This is a genomic window from Candidatus Amarobacter glycogenicus (assembly GCF_016704105.1).
GTDB classification, from domain to species: Bacteria; Chloroflexota; Dehalococcoidia; order Tepidiformales; family Tepidiformaceae; genus Amarobacter; species Amarobacter glycogenicus.
The window spans coordinates 18,160-36,720 of the sequence record NZ_JADJAT010000001.1 but is presented as its reverse complement, the minus strand read 5'-3'; the positions used below and the strand labels follow the sequence as shown (position 1 = coordinate 36,720).

Below are 18,561 nucleotides of genomic sequence, written 5' to 3'. Positions count from 1 at the left end.
CAATCTGGCCCGGTCGCCGGGGAGGGGGCTTTCTCGGCGACTATCTGGGGTTAGAATGTGCTCGCATCGCCGGTCCCCGCTGGCGGTGGCGAAGGAGGTAAAGATGACGAAGATCATCGAGATCGAAGGAATCGGCGAAAAGTACGCCGCGGCGCTCGAAGGCGCTGGTGTTGCCACCGTCGAGGCGTTGCTCGACACAGCCGGCTCGGCCTCGGGTCGCCAGGCACTCGCCGAGAAGACGGGCGTCACCCCCCAGCGCGTGCTCGAGTGGGTCAACCGCGCCGACCTCATGCGAATCAAGGGTGTCGGTTCGGAGTATTCCGACCTGCTCGAAGCAGCCGGCGTCGACACAGTGAAGGAACTTGCCACCCGTCGCCCCGACAACCTCCACGCGAAGCTGGAGGAGGTGAACACGGCGAAGAGCCTCGTCCGTCGAACACCGACCGCCGCCGAAGTGGAGAAGTGGGTCGCAGAGGCGAAGACACTCCCTCAGAAGGTCACGCACTAGCCCGGGAGGACTCATGGAAGACCAGATAGCGAAAGTTATCGCCGAAAAAGCCGGGATCGATCCCGCCGCTGCCCAGAAGGCGGCTGCGGCCGTCATCGGGTTCATCAAAGAGAACCCTGACAAGATTACGGCCCTTCTCGGAGGGCCGAAAGCTGGGATCGTCTCCAGGCTTTTCGGGAAGTAACTCCCGAACACTTCCACTGAGTGCCCGCCGGGCCCCGGCGGGCACTCCCCTTTCTGGTGCCGGCGAAGGAGTTCCGAATGCCCGTTCGAGAGGACTTTCTCGCTAGCAGCGACTGGCTGGCCGGCCATCTCGATGATGAGCACCTCCGGGTGCTCGATTGCACGGTATTCCTGAGGGCCAGACCAGAGGGTGGCCCCGGCTACCTTGTGGAAACCGGCGAAGCGGAATGGCTCGGGAGCCATATCCCCGGTTCGATTTACGCCGACCTCCACAACGACTTGAGCGACAGGTCGAGCGCCCTTCGGTTCATGATGCCCCCGGCTGCCCAGTTCGAGACGGCGATGGGTAGCTATGGCGTGGGAAACGACTCGAAGGTCGTGCTCTACGACAGGGCCGGGAACATGTGGGCCGCACGCGTTTGGTGGATGCTGCGGGCCTTCGGATTTGACAACGCGCGAGTCCTCGAGGGGGGCTGGAAGCGCTGGACGGACGACGGGCATCCAGTGGAGACCGGGCCGGTCGGACGCGCACCAGGCAGATTCACGGTCGTTCCTCGGCCCAGGTTGATCGCTAGCCGGGATGAGGTCCTCGAGCTTGTGCGTTCGGGAGACGCCTGCATCGTGAACGCCCTCAACGGTGCGCAGTTTCGGGGTGAGGTCGCGCCCTATGGCCGGCCGGGGCGAATCGCTGGCAGTGTCCACGTCCCTGCAATCGGCGATGCCGGGGTGGTGGACCCTCGGACCCAGACTTTCGGCAGCGTCGAGGAGATCCGGGCCCGCTTCATTAAGGCAGGGGCCGAACCCGACCGGCGGTTGATCGCCTACTGCGGTGGTGGGATCGCGGCCAGCAGTACAGCATTCGCCGCGGTCATGGCGGGCTTCCGCGATGTGGCGGTCTACGACGCTTCGCTATCCGAATGGGCGGCCGACCCAACCCTGCCTATGGAGACCGGCTGAACCGGCAGATAGCGGCCCGACGAGGTGGATATCACCTTCAGTGTGACTTTTGTTCACTCCGGGACGGCCAGAGAGGGTGATCCTTGCTGCCATGGCAACGCAGGAACTCGATAACCGCGGGTTGTCTCCGCCCGAGCCGATGGTTCGCATCCTCGAAGCCATCGGCTCACTGGGACGAGAGGACAGTCTGCGCGTCTTCATGGATCGTGAGCCCCTCCTCCTTTACCCGGAACTTGAGCGCAGAGGCTTCGTCTGGGAGTTCGGCCAAGAGGCGGGCGAATCCATCCTGACCATCCGGCGGGCATGACGTGACGGTAGTGTCTCCGAAGGAGAGCCCGCCGCTTGGCGTGATCATGCCCTTCTTCGTAGTGGCTCCGCTCGGCCTCGCCGCTGCCGGGCTCATGCTTCTGCTCGCCGGCCACGACGCCTTCCTCGCCGTCAACGTGCCCAGGGTAGTTGCGGCCACCCACGCCGCAGTGCTCGGTTGGCTCACGCTCACGATCATGGGCGCCATCTACCAGCTTGGTCCCGCCGTTTTCGGCGGCCGGCTCATCTCGCTGCGATTGGTTCGCCTCCAATTCGCCACCCATGTGATTTCGGTGGTTGGTTTCATCCTCGTTCTCGAACGATGGAACGTGATGGCGATGAGTGTGTTCGGCAGCGGAATCGTCATTTCGTTCATCTTGTTTCTGGTAAGTGCGATACCGGCCGTCCAAGCCTTCCGGCGAGGGTCGGTAGTCCGGGCCTATGTTTCCACCGGAATGGTCTTCCTTGTCGCCGTCGCATGCGTAGGTGCCACGTACCTCGGGACATTGGAGCATCTCTGGTTCCCGGTGACGCAGGGGCGCCTTTCCGGGCACGCCCATCTGGGCCTGTTGGGCTGGCTCGGCATCATGGTGATGGGTGTCTCCTACCAACTAGTCCCGATGTTCCAGGTCGTGCCCAAAGGCACTCCGCGATTTGCCCTCGCGGCCCTCGCAACAACCGCCGTCGCCACGAGCGCCGGCGCCATAGCGCTCATGACTGACCCGGCGATGCCCGTGAGAGTGGCTGTCGCGGTCGCCATGGCCGCCGGGCCGGCCCTCTGGTTCTACGACGTCGCCCGAATGCTCAGGACGCGTTCGCGAAGGGTGGCCGACATCCACACCCGTGCGACGGTGCTCGCCCTCGCTTTCCTGGTCCTCGCCGCCATACTCGGTGTCCTCGCAGCCATTGGCGAACCGGTGAGCCCGGGGGGGGACCCCGCTCGCCTGCAGCTCGCATACGGCATCGTCGCAATCGGCGGCTGGGCAGGTACGTCCGCGATCGGCAACAGCTTCAAAATCGTGCCGTTCCTCGTTTGGAATGCTCGTTACCGCGAACGCGCGGGACTCGAACCGGTGCCGCTTGTGGCGGCGCTTGTCAGCGAAACATGGACACACGCCACCCTCGTGATTCACGCCCTGGCGGTGGTCCTTCTGGCAGGTGCGGCACTCCTCGGCCAGCTGACCCTGTTCCGCGCTGGCGGGCTTCTCCTTGCGCTTGGGGGTTTGAGTGAGTGCCGGGTGTTGCTTTCGATTCTCATTCAGCGGCCGGCCGTGCAACGCGGTTCGGCGCAGGCAGGGCAGGTGACCAGGTGAACCCTTCAGATCTAGCAGCAGCTCTTGGCGAAGTCCTCGATCCCGAACTCGGGATAGATGTCGTTTCCCTCGGCCTCATCTACAACATCCAGGTCGACGAAGACGTTGTGGCGGTGGAAATGACGATGACCACCCCGGACTGCCCGATGGGCAGCACTATTGCCGGGATGGCTGCGTCCCGCCTAAACCGCGCCGCCGGCGGACGCCAGGTCAAGCTCGACCTGGTATTCGAGCCCGAATGGAACATTCGCATGGCGAGTCCGGCTGCGCTGCGACATCTCGGGTTGCCGGTGGGCTAGAGCATCTGGCGAAGAGCGCGGAGATCGCGCACCAGGATTTCCTTGCGGCGGACTTCGACGATGCCGTCAGTCTCCATGACGTGAAGGGTCCGGCTTACAACCTCCCGCACGCTGCCGACCAGCGCCGCAAGGTCGTGAAGGGTGACAGTCCGCGAGACGAGGATCCCTTCGGGTGTCTCTCGGCCCTCCTCGCGGGCCGTGAGATAGATGTAGCGCGCGACCCGTTGCTGCACCGTCTGCAGGCTGATCTGCTCCACCAGCTCCGTGAACGACCGGAGCCGCTTCGCAAAATGGTTCAGCACGTCGAGTGCGATCGCTGGCCGCGTGTCTACCAGTCTGCGGAAGACCGCGGAAGGCACCAGGACGATCTGCGACTCTTCCAGCGTCTCGACATGCGCCGGGTTCGGTCCACCGTCAAAGACGGGCACTTCCCCAAAAGTATCGCCGGCCTGGAGGAGGCGCATGATCTGTTCGCGTCCTTCAGGTCCGGTGCGAAAGAGCCTCGCACGTCCGTGCAACAACTGGTAGAAGCCCCTGCAGGGTTCGCCTTCTACGGTGACCATCTCGCGCGGCTGGTACGAGCGCACCACGAGCTCTCCGGAAAGCTTCTCTGCGTCGGCGAGGGTGAGGGTCGCCAGGTGAGGGATATTGAGGACGTCGTGTCCCGTGAATGCGGCCATCTGGACATGAGTATGCACCCGTTCGGGCCTTGGCCGCACATCTCGTGATGAATGTCACATTCCCTGAGATCGAACGCGCTCAGTCTGTGCGCATGGATGCCGCCCAAACGTTTCCGGCCGACGAGACCAACGACTGGGCAGGGCGTCCAAGAGGTCTCCAGATTCGGTACGAATGGCCATCGACTCAGGCTGTCCGGATCGCGAGTCTTCGCCGAGTAAAGGCAGGAGCAGCGTAACCGTGACCACCAGTTCGCAAGCTCAGGTCCGCCCCTCCGAGATCCGCGCGCCGCGGCCGTTTGTCGGCCCTGCCGTCATCGCCGTGCGTGGCCCCTCCCGTTCGGGTAAGACCACCATGTGCGAACGGCTCATCCCCGCCCTCACGGCAGAAGGTCTCCGTGTAGCGTGGTTCAAGCGGACACACCACACCGTGGATCTTCCGGGAAAAGCATCGGATCGTGTCTGGCTATCGAGTCCCGCAGCCAGCGTCGTCCGCGCAACGGACCGGCTGCTGCTGACCTTGCCGCCTGGCGGCTCGCAACCACAGGACATGCTCGCCCAGCTCCCGCCAGGTATCGATGTCGTCCTGTTCGAGACGCACGAGCCGCTCCCCTACCCGACGATTCTCTCCAGCCAGCTCGACCCTGAGCCATCCGAGAATGTGCTCGGTCGCTGGTCGCTTTACCACGAAGACGCCGCCGTGCTCACGGCGATGCCTGAGATCCGTAAGTGGCTCCCGGCTGATCGCGAACTGGATATGGCCATGCGAGCTGCGCTGAAGCTCCATGGCGGTCACGGCTGCGCCGGGCTGATCCTCGGCACCCGCCTGGCCCTTACCGGCGCCGCCGCGCTGGGCATCGAAGTGCCGGATACGAAGAAGCGACTTATCGTCGTGAGCGAAACCGACCGCTGCGCGGTCGATGGTATTCAGGCTGTCACGGGCTGCCGCCCGGGCAAACGAACGCTCCGTTTACTCGACTTCGGGAAGCTTGCGGCAAGCTTTCTCGACGAGCACACGGGACGTTCGGTCCGGGTGGCAGCCCGTGGCGACCTTCGCGAGCGCGTTGGCGCTACCGGCGAAGGTCGCCATGAGATTCAGCGGGCGGCGTATGCGGCCTGGCCCACTGAAGATCTGTTCACTGTCCGCGACACCCCGCTTTCCTTGTCCCAGTACGATCGCCCCGGCCCTCCGAGGGCGCGGGTGCTGTGCGTAACGTGTGGCGAGGAAGTCTCGGACGGCCGCCACCTTCAAACCGAACTTGGTCCACAGTGCCGCCCCTGCAGGGCAGGCCTTGAGACCCGGAACAAAGGAGCCCTGTTGTGATGGATCGAAGAGGATTCCTGAAACTCACTTCGGGCGTCGCCGCGGCAGGCACCGCGGTGTACGTCGAGCGGAAAATGGCGTTCTTGCAGGCGGCGCCGGGGATCACCCAGCCGCTGCAGTACTACCCCAATCGCGGCTGGGAGCGCATCTATCGCGACCAGTACAAGTACGACAGTTCCTTCACCTTCGTCTGTGCGCCGAACTGCACCCATAACTGCCGGCTGCGCGCATTCGTCCGGAACGGCGTCGTCATTCGCACCGAGCAGAACTACGACGGTCAGGCCGTAGGCGACCTGGATGGGAAGTTCTCGACCAATGCCTGGAACCCTCGCGGCTGCAACAAGGGCGCGACCCTCACCCGCCGCGTCTACGGCCCTTACCGCTTGAAGGGGCCGATGATCCGGGCCGGCTGGAAGAAGTGGGCCGATGACGGCTTCCCGGGGCTCACTCCCGAGCTCCGAACGAAATACAAGTTCGATTCCCGCGGCACCGACACCTTCGTCAAGATGAACTGGGACGACACGTTCAAGTACGCCGCTCGGGGACTTCAAGCTGTTGCGAAACGCTACTCCGGCGAGGAAGGCAAGAAGGTCCTCCTCTCCGAGGGCTACCAGCCGGAGATGGTCGACGCCGTCGAAGGCGCCGGGACCCGCACGTTCAAGCTGCGCGGCGGCATGGGCCTGCTCGGTGTCATGGGCAAGTACGGCATGTACCGCAACTCCAACATGATGGCCCTGCTCGATGTCCACGTCCGCGGGGTCAAGCCCGAGGACTCGAAGGGCGGCCGCAACTGGTCCAACTACACCTGGCACGGCGACCAGGCCCCCGGCGTCCCGTTTGTGACCGGCCTTCAGAACCCCGACTGCGACTTCAACGACATGCGCAACGCCAAACTCCATGTTGGCGTCGGGAAGAACCTCGTCGAGAACAAGATGGCCGACGCCCACTTCTTCATCGAGATGATGGAACGCGGCGGCAAGATTGTGACGATCACGCCCGAGTACAGCCCGCCGGCGACGAAGGCCGACTACTGGATGCCCTGCCGTCCGGGCCTCGGCGACCTCGCGATCTTCCTCGCGGTCACCAAGCTCCTCATGGACCGCAACCTGTACGACGCTCCGTTCGTCAAGCAGTTCACGGACTTTCCGCTGATCTTGCGCGCGGACACGTTGAAGCGGCTCGATCCCAAGGACGTGTTCGCCGGTTACACCCCGTCGCTCGACCCCAACGGCCCGAGCTACAAGATTCAGGGCATCACCAAGGAGCAGTACGCCAAGCTCCAGGACTACGTCGTGTACGACGCAAACACCAAGTCCCTCAAAGCCCTGAACCGGGACGATGTGGGGGCCAACCTCGACAAGAAGGGCATCGACCCCGACCTCGAGTACAAGGGAACAGTGAAGACGCTCGACGGAAAGACGGTCGAGGTCCTGACCCTCTGGCAGGCGTATCGCCAGCATCTGGCCGATTACGACGTCGCCACCGCTGCCGAAATCAGCGGCTCACCCGCGAACCTGATCGAACAGCTCGCCATCGACCTCGCAACAATCAAGCCGGCAGCTATCCACGTCGGTGAAGGCATCAACCACTGGTTCCACGCGACCATGCACAACCGCGCCGTCCACCTGCCGCTCATGCTCACGGGCAACATCGGCAAGCCGGGCGCGGGTGTCTACTCCTGGGCCGGCAACTACAAGGCTGCGCTCTTCCAGGGTACCCCGGCGACAGGTCCCGGATTCAAGGGCTGGATCGCCGAGGACCCGTTCGAGATGAACCTCGACGATACGGCGAAGGGCAAGGATATCCACGCCCACGCGTACACGAAGGATGAAGAGCCGGCCTACTGGGACCACGGCGACCAGGCGCTCATCGTCGAAACGCCGAAGTTCGGCCGCAAGAACTTCACCGGCAAGTCGCACATGCCTTCGCCCACGAAGGTCCTGTGGACGACGAACGTCAACATCATCAACAACGCCAAGTGGCTCTACGGCATCCTCTTCAACACCCTGCCGCGCATGGACATGATCATGACGCAGGACATCGAGATGACGCTCTCCTGCGAGTACTCCGACTTCATCCTTCCCGCCAACTCCTGGCTGGAGATGGAACAGGTCGAAGTCACCGCATCGTGCCAGAACCCCTTCCTCCAGATCTGGAGGGGCGGCGTGAAGCCGATGTTCGATACCAAGGACGACATCTCAATCATGGCCGGTGTCGCCAAGGCGCTCGCCGAACTCACCGGCGATAAGCGCTTCTCCGATTACTGGAAGTTCGCTCTCGAAGGCCGCACAGAGGTCTACATGCAGCGCCTGCTGGACAGTTCGGGCACGACGAACGGCTACTCCGTGGACGACATTATGGACGGCAAGTACGGTGAGCCCGGCTCAGCCCTCCTGATGTTCCAAACGTACCCGCGCATCCCGTACTGGGAGCAGGTCCACAGCAACATGCCGTTCCACACCGATACGGGGCGCATGAACTCGTACTGCGACATCCCCGAGGCCATCGACTACGGCGAGAACTTCATCGTCCACCGTGAAGGCCCGGAAGCAACGCCCTACCTCCCGAACGTCATCGTGAGTTCGAACCCGCTCATTCGGCCGAACGACTACGGTATTCCGGAGAACGACATGGACCCCGAACGCCGCACGGTGCGGAACATCCGGAAGCCATGGGCCGAGGTGAAGAAGACGAAGAACCCGCTCTGGGAAGCCGGGTACAACTTCTACTTCCTCACGCCCAAGTCACGTCACACCGTCCACTCATCCTGGGCCGTGACTGACTGGATGAACCTCTGGTCGAACAACTTCGCAGACCCCTACCGGGCAGACAAACGGATGGCGAGCGTCGGCGACCAGCAGTTGCACATGAACCCGACGGACGCAGCCAAGCTCGGCCTCGTCGACGGCGACTACGTATGGGTCGATGCCAACCCGGCCGACCGGCCGTACATCGGCTGGAAAGCCGACGACCCGCACTACAAAGTCGCCAGGCTCATGCTCCGGGTGAAGTTCAACCCGGCGTACCCGCCCGGGGTTGTCATGACGAAGCACGGCGGATTCGGCGCCACGGAAAAAACGGTGCTCGCGCACGAAACGCGTGCGGATGGCCGTGCGACTTCCGCCGACACCGGCTACCAGTCCAACTTCCGATACGGCTCTCAACAGAGCGTGACCAAGGACTGGGCTATGCCGATGCACCAGACCGACACGCTCTTCCACAAGGCGAAGGTCGCCCAGGCATTCCTCTTCGGGGGCGAAGCCGACAACCACGGCATCAACACCGTGCCCAAGGAGACGCTCGTCAAGATCACCAAGGCTGAATCCGGTGGCCTCAACGGCGAAGGCGCCTGGGCGCCCGGTACCACCGGCATGACCCCCGGGACCGAAAGCGCCCTCATGAAGAAGTACATCAGTGGTGGGCTCACCACGGTGAAGAAGGCCTGAAGTGGCTGAAAAAGACTTCGAATCCGATGACCCGTACGAGTTCGTCGGCGTGCGCTACCCGGCCGAGCCCGGCACCGACCCCGACGAAATCATGGCCCGGTGTTTCATCGAGGAATATGCCCTGATGGGCATGCCTCGCGACCGGATCATGCGAATGTTCGCCTCGCCCGCTTTCAACGGGACACATTCAATCCTGCAACGGCGTGGCGTGGAGTTCATCCGCGCTATCGCCGAAGGGGTGTATGGCCGGCCGGCCGCGGAGGAAAGCCATGCCTGATGTCTACAACTGGCAACTGGGCCGCAACATGTCGTACCGCTTCCAAACCGGTGCGCAAAAGCGCCAGTTCGCCGCCGTCTTCAACATCAACCGCTGTATCGCCTGTCAAACCTGCACGATGGCGTGCAAGTCCACCTGGACGTTCTCGCCCGGGCAGGAACTGATGTGGTGGAACAACGTCGAGACGAAGCCGTACGGCGGATACCCCCAGCACTGGGACGCCAAGATCCTGGACCTCCAGGAACAGGCGAATCCCGGTAAGCAAGTCTGGGATCCCAATAAGAAGGATGCGAAGAAGGCTCCCTACGGGACGTTCGAAGGGAAGACCATCTTCGAAACGGCCGACGGCGTGAACCAGCAAGCCACCGGCTACATCCCCTCGGAAGACGAGTGGAAGGCGCCGAACATCTTCGAAGACACCGCCACGAAGTATTCCAAGGAAGGCGTCACCCTTCCTGAGCACTCCGGCTGGTTCTTCTACCTTCAGCGCATCTGCAACCACTGCACCTACCCCGCTTGCGTCGCCGCTTGCCCGCGCAACGCCGCCTACAAGCGCGAGGAAGACGGCATCGTCCTCATCGACCAGCAGCGTTGCCGCGGCTACCGCAAGTGCGTAGAGGCCTGCCCCTACAAGAAGTCCATGTACCGCCCGAGCACGCGGACCTCGGAAAAGTGCATCGGCTGTTACCCGCGCGTCGAAGGCACAGACCCGCTGACCGATGGACTCCCGATGGAAACGCGTTGCATGACGGCCTGCATCGGCAAGATCCGGCTTCAGGGTGTCGTGAACGTCGGCGCCGACGGGCAGTGGGTGGAAGACCGGCAGAACCCGCTCTACTACCTGGTCCACGTCGCGAAGATTGCGCTGCCGCTGTATCCGCAGTTCGGCACGCAGCCGAACGTGTACTACATCCCGCCGCGCTGGGTGCCGCGCGCCCACCTCGAGCAGATGTTCGGCCCGGGCGTCCAGGCAGCTATCGATGCCTACACGAACCCCAGCCGCGAGACCCTCGCCGTGCTACAGCTGTTCCGGGCGACCCAGGAGATCATCTTCTCCTACAAGATCGAACAGGGCCCGAAGACGGCGGAACTGACCATCGCTGGCCAGAAGCGGGAAATCTACAACGACACGATCATCGGCTACAGCAGCAACGGCAAGGAAGTTGTCCGTGTGACAGTGGACGAGCCGCTCATCGAGCGTCCCGACCGCTTCGCGATGAATACGATTTAGGGAGGGATACCGATGGCCAGGCCAACAACGGACCAACGCATCGAATCCGCCCTGACCAGGGCGGCCTTCTGGGAATTCCTCGCGCACGCCTTTGCCTATCCGAACGATGAGCGCATCGCGGCGCTTCATGAATCGGCAGCGGAAGTCCTGGCGGGGGATGCAAGCGTGCCCGCGCTCCGCATGGCAGCAGTCGCGAAGGAGGCGAGCCGCGACTACCTCGAGACCGTTTACATTTCGCTCACGACCTTCAGCTCGTCGCCGGACGCCCCCGCCTTTGAGAGCGCCTACTTCGGGGGCGACGCTCAGCAGCAAACCCAGCGCATGGCCGACATCGCCGGGTTCTATCGCGCCTTCGGCGTGGACTCGACGGATGGAGGGTTCCGCCCCGACGAGCTCCCGGTCGAACTCGAATTCATGGCGTACCTCTGCCGCAAGGAGGCCTACGCCGAGGAACATCTCGGTGCTCCCCGCGCCGGGCAGACGCGGAAGGCCCAGCGGCTCTTTCTCGAAGAGCACCTCGGTCGATGGGGCGCTGCCTTCGGCCGACGGGTCGCCTCCCAGGCGCCGGCCGGCCACTTCTACCAGCTGGCGGGAGAGACCCTCTCATATTGGGTCCTGCAAGAATGCTCGTCTGCCGGAGTAACGCCCGTCGAAGTCTCTGGTGACACATCCCGGCATTGGCCACAGCCGATTAGCCATGGTCCCGAATTCGCTGGCGACGCCAGTTTCGTGCCCATGGAAGAGCTCGCAGTGAGGTGATGAAGATGTTGCATCGCTTGGCAAATCATCGAAGGGCAGTGGTGGTACTGGTGGCCGCGTTGGCTGTCGGTGGCCTCTTGCAGCTCACCAACACGAACCCGGCGGTCTCCCAGTCTCAGTACATCAACGCGTATGAGGTCTCGGAAAGCCCGGGCATGGACCCCGATGCCGGGGTCTGGTCGAAAATAGGCAGCGTCAGCATCCCGCTGACGGCCCAGGCCGGGCAATACATCGCTGGCGGCAGCGTCACCGCGGTCAAGGCCCAGGCCGTCCACCATGAAGGCCGGCTTTACGTCCGCGTGAGCTGGAGTGATTCCACGAAGGACGAAGCCACCCTGAGAGCGCAAGACTTCTCGGACGCCGTCGCCCTCGAGTTCCCGGCCAGCGGCGAGACTGCCGTCCCTGCCATTTGCATGGGGCAGGCCGATGCCGCCGTCAACATCTGGCACTGGCGTGCCGATTCGAACGCGGGCCTCAAGGATCCCAATCAGGTCTACACTTCCGCGCAGATCGACGGATACCCCTACACCGACTCGCTCTTCTACACGGCGAGAGAAGCAGGGAATCCCTTCGCGAACCCCGACCTCGGAGCCGTGCAGTCCCTCTATTCCCGCGCTTTCGGTGAACTCACCACGCTCGCGAATCAGGATGTCCAGGGCATGGGCAAGCACACCGACGACGGGTGGAGCGTGGTCTTTGCGCGGGACTTCGCAAGCATCAATCCCGGCCACGCCTCGTTCGCTGCCAGCACGACCGTCGACATGGCATTCGCCGTTTGGGATGGCGACAAGGACGAGCGGAACGGCCGAAAAGCCGTCTCGCAGCTCGTCACGATGAATATCGGTGCGGCGGACGCCTTCGAAGACGGCGGCAGCAACCTTTCCATCATGCTCATCGCTGGCGCACTGCTGCTCGTAGTCGCCGGGCTTGGTGCTGGACTCGCCGTCTATGGCTACCGGGAGAAGGGCCGCTAAACATGGCCGTCACGATGCGCCGCTCCTCGAACGAGAGTTCATGGTCCGATCTGTCTCTCCTCGTTGGCGGGTTGGCGGTAGCATCGGCCATCGAACTGGCCATCCTCCGGACGTTCACGCGCACGGCGATCCATATCCCGGCCTTGAACAGCCTCCAGGAACCGTACGCGGTCGTGAGCCGTGGTGGTCGCTACGCGTACTTCGTTGCGATCGCCCTGATGGTCCCGGCTCTCGCGATGCTCGCGCTCCGCTTTGGCCGCCAGGGGATTGCCGCAACGTTCGCAATCCTCCTCTTCGCCGTCGTGGCAACAGGAGCCGCAACGGGCCTTGTCGACCGCCTGCTGCTCGATTGGGCGACGTTGATCGCTGTTGTGACACTCGCCACGGCTCTCGCTTCGAGCTCTCCGCGACGCCTGGCATCAATTCCCATTGCGAGTTTTGGCATTGCCTTCGCGCTCAGTGGAGCCTTCACCGCGGCTCCGGACTTCGCGGAAGTGGACATCACGTTCGAGTTGCCGGCCCGTGTGCTCGATGGTGCGGAGATTTTCGGCATCGCCTTCGCCCTGTCCACTCCACTCTTGGCGAGCCGCGGCAAGGATCGTGCAGCGCGCTGGGCCGGAGCGGCGGTCGCCCTTCTCGCCTTGGCCTTCTTTCTTGGAAACGGGTCGACTTCTCGGTTCCTCTTGCTCTGGAACGTTGGCCTATCGGGGATCCTTCCAGGCTTCGCTTATGCGGTTGCCGCCGGGGCGCTCGCGTTCGCCCTTGTCCGCCTGGTCAGGGCCGGTCGCGGTCTCGAAGCCGCCGGCCTGGCGCTGCTCATCACCGGTGGGATCGGCCTGCACAGCACATACCAGTCCGGATTGGTCGTCGCCGGCCTCGCCGCGCTCTCCGTGGGGATGCTTTCCACGAGGCGAGCGGATGCCGCGGACGGTCTGCCCGCGGAACCCGCTGTGTGACCCGCTGAGCTAGCTGCCCAGGACTTCTCGAAGCGACTTCGCCGTCCCTTCGGGGTGCGGCAAGGACAGCCGGAGGAGTTCTCCCGCGAGTAAGCGGTAGAGGGCCAGTAGTTCCGGCTCCCCCTGTAGCGCTCGGAGGTGGGCCGTTACGGTTGCCAGGTCTCCCCGCGCGATCGGCCCGGTGAGCGCATCGACGAGTTCGAGTTTCCCGATGTTGGCTGCGGCCGCCTGCAGCAGAGGGGAAAGCGCGGGCCGGCCCAGGTCTGGCGGCAACCCGGCGAGTGCCCAGAGGCGGCTCGCCGCCGCGGCAAGCGCCACCGCATTGTTGCTCATCATCACTGCTGCCGCGTGGTAGAGGGCACGGTTGCTTCCTTCCAACCTCACCACGCTCGCTCCAAGCGCGGCGGCCATGCGTTCCAGGGTCTCACCCAGTCCGGTAGTTCCTTCGACCCCGCAGAAGATCCCATGGAACCGGTCGGGCTCCGGTAGCCGGGAGGGAAATGTCTGGAGTGGATGAAGGCAACCCACGGCCGCCACGGACGCGGCGCTTTTCAGGGCATCCAGCGTGAGCGCTCCGCTGCAGTGGACGACCATGTGGCGCGGGGTCCATCGGACCGTATCGCAGGAGCTTTCGACCGCGGAGTCAGGTACAGTGAAGAAGACGAGGTCGCAGACGGCAGCGACGCGCGTTACGTCAGCCGTGGCCTCGGCGACACCGCCAATCGCCTCCGCGACCGCACTTGCCGAGGCGATTCGGGTGCTCCCGATTGCTCCGATCCGGTAGCCCGCCCGCGAAAGTCCCACCGCGAGTGCGCCGCCAAGTCGCCCAGCACCCACGATGCCCACCAACGGGAATCAGTTGTCATCCAGGGTAGCAACGCACGCCGCTGGGCGGCCCGTCAAATCCACCGCTGACCGGCGCTGGTTCGCCCCGGGATACTCGGTCGCCCAGGGAGGTCGCTCGCACAGGACTGTCCAGGCGCGAGCCGTTTCGCGGCTTCGCCGAAGGCGTTCAAAGGCGGGACGCAGGCTCGAGCTGGGGCGTAACATCGGCAGCGAGACCCACAGTTGACGGATTCAAGACAGATTGCCGGGCTCTTGGGGCCGATCAGAGTCGTCGTGACCCTCTCCGGAGATGGTGAACCTCGACATTTGGGAAGAGAACCTCGCTCCGGTGACCTACCTGAACGGGCACTCCTTTTCGCGGCAGGCCTGGCGATAATCAGGACTCACAACATCTGGAAGCCGAACTGGACGCTGCTCGTGACGCTGACGGGGTGGGGCATCGAGTCCTCGGACTCTGGCGATTGTTTCTTCCCGAAGCGGACCAGGCTGGCGAAAACGTCGCGGCCTACCTGGGCGTGGGCGTCCTCTGTGCGCTCGGCTGCTTTCTTGACTTTCAAGGTTACTGGCCGCTGAAGCCGTCCAACGGGCCGCCGAATTGACCGCCCGGGAAGCACGAAACCCGCCTCATTGGGCGGGTTGTCGTAATGAACGAGACTGGCGACCCCGAGCAGATCGAGGTCAGATTACCCTTCCACTCTTTTACGTACCGGGCTTCGACCGATTCAGCCCCAAGGTTTGGGCAGTCTTCGAGGTCAGTACCGAACGTCCAGAGGGATCCGATACTCCCGGCGCGCCGCTATGTTCTCTTCTCTCCGCTGGATCATGAGTTCGCAGGCTCGAACGATTGCGTTAGCCTCCGGCGTGCCTTCCTCTTCGTAAATGCCGACGAAGACGTTCCAGATGTCACGAGCGTCGGCAATAGTGTTGCCGATGTGTCGGTCGCCCTCACAGACGAATTTGAACAGGACGAGACGGGCCTTCGAGGCGTTCAAACTTGCCGAGCACGTGGATAGGTAACCGTTTCCGGTGATTTGGTCGCGCTTTTTCTCAGCATCACCTTCTGCGACGAAGACGGGGTATTGGCCAGCGGCGAGGCCATCCCGAACAAGCGTGGTGAGCCTCGTACCAGTTCTGACCCAAGACTGTTTCCGAATCTCACCGTTGGCAACGTAAAGGTGCAGCGCCCGAATGGAGGCAGAAGATCCTCTTCGCCTCCGACGCGTTCGTGAAATTCGAGATACGGGCATCAGGTTTCTTGCCGAGCCCGAAGTCCATCTCGGTGACCCTTCCAGCACGTCGAGTCCGTGCATCTCCGCCCAGTAGAGAAAGGAATCGTAATTCGTCGTGAACACTTTGTACGTAAAGCGGTGTGATGAACTCGACTACGCAGCCTTCTTCTCGTCTTGAACGTCAGAAGGAAGGTCAAGGTGGCGACCGGCGACCGCCGACACCAAGACTCGCTTTATCTGTTCGGCGTCGTCGGTGATCGTCGGCGTGGGCTCGGCGCCGGGAGCAAGACCGTAGACCTCCGCTACGAACGCAGTGTCGTCGAGCGCCCGAAGAACACCTTCGAAGTTGTTGGTCCCGAGTCGTTCGAACACGGCCTGTGCGCGCCCGGACAGCCCCTCCTCCTTCGCGTACGCATAGAGGCTGTCGTACCTAAATCGGGCGTCGCAGCCGATGCTGAATCCGTTGCCAAGGAGGAGATGCTTCCGGCCGTTGCCCGCCGCTTCGAGAACTTCCTGATATGTAAGAAATGCCATCCTCGGGATTGTAGCTAGCTCAGAACCTGGCGTCTGATGTCAGTGTCGCTCGTCTGGTATGACTTCGACCCGAACCATCACGGAGAGACGAGAAGCGTATGATCCCGTTCCAACCGTCGGGCGCGAGGTTGCCTACGAGTCCCAGGGCCGGCCCCGAAAAGTCTGGAGCGTTCTGCCGTGGCCATCAAGAAATCCGAACTCTACTCATCCCTCTGGGAGAGCTGCGACGAGCTGCGCGGCGGCATGGACGCCAGCCAGTACAAGGACTACGTCCTTTCGCTCCTCTTCATCAAGTACGTCAGCGACAAGTACGCGGGCCAGCCTTATGCCCCGATCACGGTCCCCGACGGCGCAAGCTTCAAGGACATGGTCGCCCTCAAGGGCAAGAGCGATATTGGCGACCAGATCAACAAGCGAATCATCGCCCCGTTGAAGGACGCCAATAAGCTCTCCGACTTCCCCGACTTCAACGACCCCAGCAAGCTTGGCAGCGGCAAGGAGATGGTGGACAAACTCACCAAGCTCATCGCCATCTTCGAGGACCCGAGGCTCGACTTCTCCAGGAACCGCGCCGATGGCGACGACATCCTCGGTGACGCATACGAGTTTCTCATGCGCCACTTCGCCACGCAGAGCGGCAAGAGCAAGGGCCAGTTCTACACGCCCGCCGAGGTCAGCCGCATCATGGCCCAGATCATCGGCATCAACAGCGCGAAGACGACGCCCTCTACGAGCGTGTACGACCCGACCTGCGGCTCCGGCTCGCTGCTGCTCAAGGTTGCCGACGAGGCCGGTACGGCCGTCACCCTGTACGGCCAGGAGAAGGACGTGGCGACGGCGGGCCTCGCCCGCATGAACATGGTCCTCCGCAACAACCCCGGCGCACTCATCCATCCCGGCCCACCTTCGACTTCGTCGTCGCGAATCCACCGTTCTCAGACAAGAGCTGGACCACCGGTGTGGACCTGTCAGATCCCTTCAGCCGGTTCAAGCCTTTCGGCACACCGCCGTCAAAGCAGGGCGATTACGCCTACCTTCTCCACATCGTCCGTTCGCTCAAAAGCACCGGGAAGGGCGCGTGCATCCTCCCTCACGGCGTCCTCTTCCGCGGCAATGCGGAGGGCGACATCCGCCGCAACCTCGTCCGCCGGGGCTACATCAAGGGCATCATCGGGCTGCCGCCGAACCTCTTCTACGGCACTGGCATCCCCGCCTGCATCGTCGTTATCGATAAGGAGGACGCGCCCGCCCGAAAGGGCATCTTCATGATCGACGCGAGTGGGGGCTTTGAAAGATGGCCCGAAGAACCGCCTACGTGCCCAAGACATCCATAGGATCGTCGACGTCTTCAACCGCCGCATCGACGTCCCGAAATACGCGCGCATGGTGTCCTTCGACGAGATCGAGAAAAACGACTTCAACCTCAACCTTCCGCGTTACATCGACAGTCAGCCGGCCGAGAATCTCCAGGACATCGAGTCACCTTAGGGCGGTGTGCCCTGCGCCGATATCGAAGCGCTTCCAACGCTACTGGGCTGTATGCCCAGCGCTTCGCCACACCTTGTTCAAGGAGAATCGCCCCGGCTACGTCGACCTTGCCGTGGACAAGCCGGCCATCACGTCCACCGTCTACGACCACCCTGAGTTCACGGCCTTCATCTCGGACATGAACGCCCACTTTGCCTCCTGGCGCACAGGGGCCGCCTCCACCCTCAAGGCATTGCAACCCGGCTGCCGCCCGAAAGAGGTCATCGCCGAGCTGTCCGAGGGCCTGCTGTCCCACTACGCGAACAAGCATTTGATCGACCCCTATGACATGTATCAGCATCTCCTGGATTACTGGGCGGCGGGGGCGATGCAGGACGACTGCTACATCGTCGCCGCCGATGGTTGGAAGGCGGAAACCTCCCGCGTCGTCGTAAAGGACAAGGCCGGCAAGGAGAAGGACAAAGGCTGGACCTGCGACCTCGTTCCCAAGGCGCTTGTCGTCGCGCGCTACTTCGCGGGCGAACAGGCGGCCATCGACGACTTAAACGCCAGAGTGGAAGCAGTCACCGCGCGTATCGCCGACCTGGAGGAAGAACAGGGCGGAGACGACGGAGTCTTGGCCGACTTCGGTGCCGTGAACCACGTCACGGCCACCGCGCGGTTGAAGGAGATCAAAGGCGACAAGGATGCCGAAGACGAAGCCGCCGTCCTCAACGATTGGCTCAAACTCAAGGCGGAAGAGAGCCCTCAAGAAGGCCATCAAGGCGTCCGAGACCTCGCTCGACGTCCAGGCGCTCGCGCGCTATCCGAAGCTTACCGAGTCCGAGGTCAAGGCGCTGGTCGTGGATGACAAGTGGCTCGCCGCACTCGAAGCCACCGTCCGCGGCGAAATGGATCGCGTGAGCCAACACCTTACGCGGCGCGTTCATGCTCTTGCCGAGCGCTACGAGACACCGCTGCCGCGGCTGGCCGCGCGCGTGGCGGCGCTGGAGGCCACCGTGAACTGCCATCTGGAAAGGATGGGGTTCTCATGGGAAGTGACGCCGGGCTACAAGCGGAGCGACATAGGAGTGATTCCGCAGGAGTGGGAGGTTGTCCGGTTCTCAAAACTGTTCGAATTCCGCAACGGCGTCAATGCCGACAAGGACGCTTACGGAAGAGGGACTCCCTTCGTCAATGTTCTGGAGATCATCACCAAGGGCCATCTCAAGGCGTCGGATGTTCCGGGCAAAGTATCGCTGCCCAGGAGTGCGG

At 63.1% G+C, this 18,561-nt stretch carries 16 protein-coding genes and 2 pseudogenes; 14 read left to right on the top strand and 4 right to left on the bottom strand.

The window, feature by feature from the left end:
- Nucleotides 1-103: 103 nt before the first annotated feature.
- The 6 genes from IPG14_RS00190 (at nt 104) to IPG14_RS00165 (ending at nt 3,566) form a co-directional block, all read left to right on the top strand.
- Nucleotides 104-508, top strand: a complete 405-nt coding sequence (locus IPG14_RS00190) for a DUF4332 domain-containing protein (protein ID WP_343384525.1) — start codon at nt 104-106, stop codon at nt 506-508.
- 13 nt (nt 509-521) lie between these two features.
- Nucleotides 522-692 (top strand): hypothetical protein, encoded by a 171-nt coding sequence (locus tag IPG14_RS00185; RefSeq protein WP_343384524.1) that lies wholly within the window; start codon nt 522-524, stop codon nt 690-692.
- Nucleotides 693-769: 77 nt separating this feature from the next.
- Nucleotides 770-1,648, top strand: coding sequence for a sulfurtransferase (locus tag IPG14_RS00180; protein WP_343390536.1), 879 nt, complete (start codon nt 770-772; stop codon nt 1,646-1,648).
- Between the two features lie 91 nt (nt 1,649-1,739).
- Nucleotides 1,740-1,955: a DUF2249 domain-containing protein gene (locus IPG14_RS00175; protein WP_343384522.1), complete on the top strand. Its 216-nt coding sequence runs from the start codon at nt 1,740-1,742 to the stop codon at nt 1,953-1,955.
- A 1-nt stretch (nt 1,956) separates the two neighbouring features.
- Nucleotides 1,957-3,267 carry a hypothetical protein gene (locus IPG14_RS00170; RefSeq protein ID WP_343390535.1) on the top strand — a complete coding sequence of 437 codons (1,311 nt, stop codon included), beginning with the start codon at nt 1,957-1,959 and terminating at the stop codon, nt 3,265-3,267.
- On the top strand, nt 3,264-3,566 hold the full coding sequence (locus IPG14_RS00165) for a metal-sulfur cluster assembly factor (RefSeq protein ID WP_343384520.1): 303 nt from the start codon (nt 3,264-3,266) through the stop codon (nt 3,564-3,566). The genes IPG14_RS00170 and IPG14_RS00165 overlap by 4 nt, the downstream gene beginning before the upstream one ends.
- On the opposite strand, the gene IPG14_RS00160 is transcribed toward IPG14_RS00165, so the two are convergent.
- Nucleotides 3,563-4,246: a Crp/Fnr family transcriptional regulator gene (locus IPG14_RS00160; RefSeq protein WP_343384519.1), complete on the bottom strand. Its 684-nt coding sequence runs from the start codon at nt 4,244-4,246 to the stop codon at nt 3,563-3,565. The genes IPG14_RS00165 and IPG14_RS00160 overlap by 4 nt on opposite strands.
- 238 nt (nt 4,247-4,484) lie before the next feature.
- Between IPG14_RS00160 and IPG14_RS00155 the strand changes: the two genes are divergently transcribed.
- The 7 genes from IPG14_RS00155 to IPG14_RS00125 are packed head-to-tail and all read left to right on the top strand — an operon-like array spanning nt 4,485 to nt 13,210.
- On the top strand, nt 4,485-5,567 hold the full coding sequence (locus tag IPG14_RS00155; protein WP_343390534.1) for a molybdopterin-guanine dinucleotide biosynthesis protein MobB: 1,083 nt from the start codon (nt 4,485-4,487) through the stop codon (nt 5,565-5,567).
- Nucleotides 5,567-9,013 (top strand): molybdopterin-dependent oxidoreductase, encoded by a 3,447-nt coding sequence (locus IPG14_RS00150; protein ID WP_343390533.1) that lies wholly within the window; start codon nt 5,567-5,569, stop codon nt 9,011-9,013. The genes IPG14_RS00155 and IPG14_RS00150 overlap by 1 nt, the downstream gene beginning before the upstream one ends.
- A 1-nt stretch (nt 9,014) precedes the next feature.
- A complete protein-coding gene (locus IPG14_RS00145) occupies nt 9,015-9,290 on the top strand; it encodes a hypothetical protein (protein ID WP_343384516.1) in 276 nt (91 codons plus the stop codon).
- Nucleotides 9,283-10,521, top strand: coding sequence for a 4Fe-4S dicluster domain-containing protein (locus tag IPG14_RS00140; protein ID WP_343390532.1), 1,239 nt, complete (start codon nt 9,283-9,285; stop codon nt 10,519-10,521). Before IPG14_RS00145 ends, IPG14_RS00140 begins: the two co-directional genes overlap by 8 nt.
- A 12-nt stretch (nt 10,522-10,533) precedes the next feature.
- Nucleotides 10,534-11,280 carry a molecular chaperone TorD family protein gene (locus IPG14_RS00135; protein ID WP_343389620.1) on the top strand — a complete coding sequence of 249 codons (747 nt, stop codon included), beginning with the start codon at nt 10,534-10,536 and terminating at the stop codon, nt 11,278-11,280.
- A 5-nt stretch (nt 11,281-11,285) separates the two neighbouring features.
- Entirely contained in the window at nt 11,286-12,254 is a 969-nt protein-coding gene (locus IPG14_RS00130; RefSeq protein WP_343389619.1) for an ethylbenzene dehydrogenase-related protein, read from the top strand.
- Nucleotides 12,255-12,256: 2 nt separating this feature from the next.
- Nucleotides 12,257-13,210, top strand: a complete 954-nt coding sequence (locus IPG14_RS00125) for a hypothetical protein (protein WP_343384512.1) — start codon at nt 12,257-12,259, stop codon at nt 13,208-13,210.
- Between the two features lie 9 nt (nt 13,211-13,219).
- Here IPG14_RS00125 and IPG14_RS00120 read toward each other — a convergent pair whose 3' ends face one another.
- The 3 genes and pseudogenes from IPG14_RS00120 to IPG14_RS00110 all read right to left on the bottom strand — a co-directional run bounded on the left by IPG14_RS00120 (nt 13,220) and on the right by IPG14_RS00110 (nt 15,819).
- Nucleotides 13,220-14,047 carry a DUF2520 domain-containing protein gene (locus tag IPG14_RS00120; protein ID WP_343390531.1) on the bottom strand — a complete coding sequence of 276 codons (828 nt, stop codon included), beginning with the start codon at nt 14,045-14,047 and terminating at the stop codon, nt 13,220-13,222.
- A 392-nt stretch (nt 14,048-14,439) separates the two neighbouring features.
- Nucleotides 14,440-14,613 (bottom strand): hypothetical protein, encoded by a 174-nt coding sequence (locus IPG14_RS00115; RefSeq protein WP_343390530.1) that lies wholly within the window; start codon nt 14,611-14,613, stop codon nt 14,440-14,442.
- A 195-nt stretch (nt 14,614-14,808) separates the two neighbouring features.
- Nucleotides 14,809-15,819 (bottom strand): annotated as a pseudogene (locus tag IPG14_RS00110) (DUF4917 family protein).
- 177 nt (nt 15,820-15,996) lie between these two features.
- Here IPG14_RS00110 and IPG14_RS00105 point away from each other — a divergent pair.
- Nucleotides 15,997-18,341: pseudogene (locus IPG14_RS00105) on the top strand (class I SAM-dependent DNA methyltransferase); the annotation flags it as partial.
- Nucleotides 18,342-18,561 lie beyond the last annotated feature (220 nt).

Bases quoted from the DNA above. Each gene is read 5' to 3' on its own strand.
- IPG14_RS00190 (WP_343384525.1), top strand. From the start codon at position 104: ATGACGAAGATCATCGAGATCGAAGGAATCGGCGAAAAGTACGCCGCG.
- IPG14_RS00185 (WP_343384524.1), top strand. From the start codon at position 522: ATGGAAGACCAGATAGCGAAAGTTATCGCCGAAAAAGCCGGGATCGAT.
- IPG14_RS00180 (WP_343390536.1), top strand. From the start codon at position 770: ATGCCCGTTCGAGAGGACTTTCTCGCTAGCAGCGACTGGCTGGCCGGC.
- IPG14_RS00175 (WP_343384522.1), top strand. From the start codon at position 1,740: ATGGCAACGCAGGAACTCGATAACCGCGGGTTGTCTCCGCCCGAGCCG.
- IPG14_RS00160 (WP_343384519.1), bottom strand. From the start codon at position 4,246: ATGGCCGCATTCACGGGACACGACGTCCTCAATATCCCTCACCTGGCG.
- IPG14_RS00150 (WP_343390533.1), top strand. From the start codon at position 5,567: ATGGATCGAAGAGGATTCCTGAAACTCACTTCGGGCGTCGCCGCGGCA.
- IPG14_RS00140 (WP_343390532.1), top strand. From the start codon at position 9,283: ATGCCTGATGTCTACAACTGGCAACTGGGCCGCAACATGTCGTACCGC.
- IPG14_RS00135 (WP_343389620.1), top strand. From the start codon at position 10,534: ATGGCCAGGCCAACAACGGACCAACGCATCGAATCCGCCCTGACCAGG.
- IPG14_RS00130 (WP_343389619.1), top strand. From the start codon at position 11,286: ATGTTGCATCGCTTGGCAAATCATCGAAGGGCAGTGGTGGTACTGGTG.
- IPG14_RS00125 (WP_343384512.1), top strand. From the start codon at position 12,257: ATGGCCGTCACGATGCGCCGCTCCTCGAACGAGAGTTCATGGTCCGAT.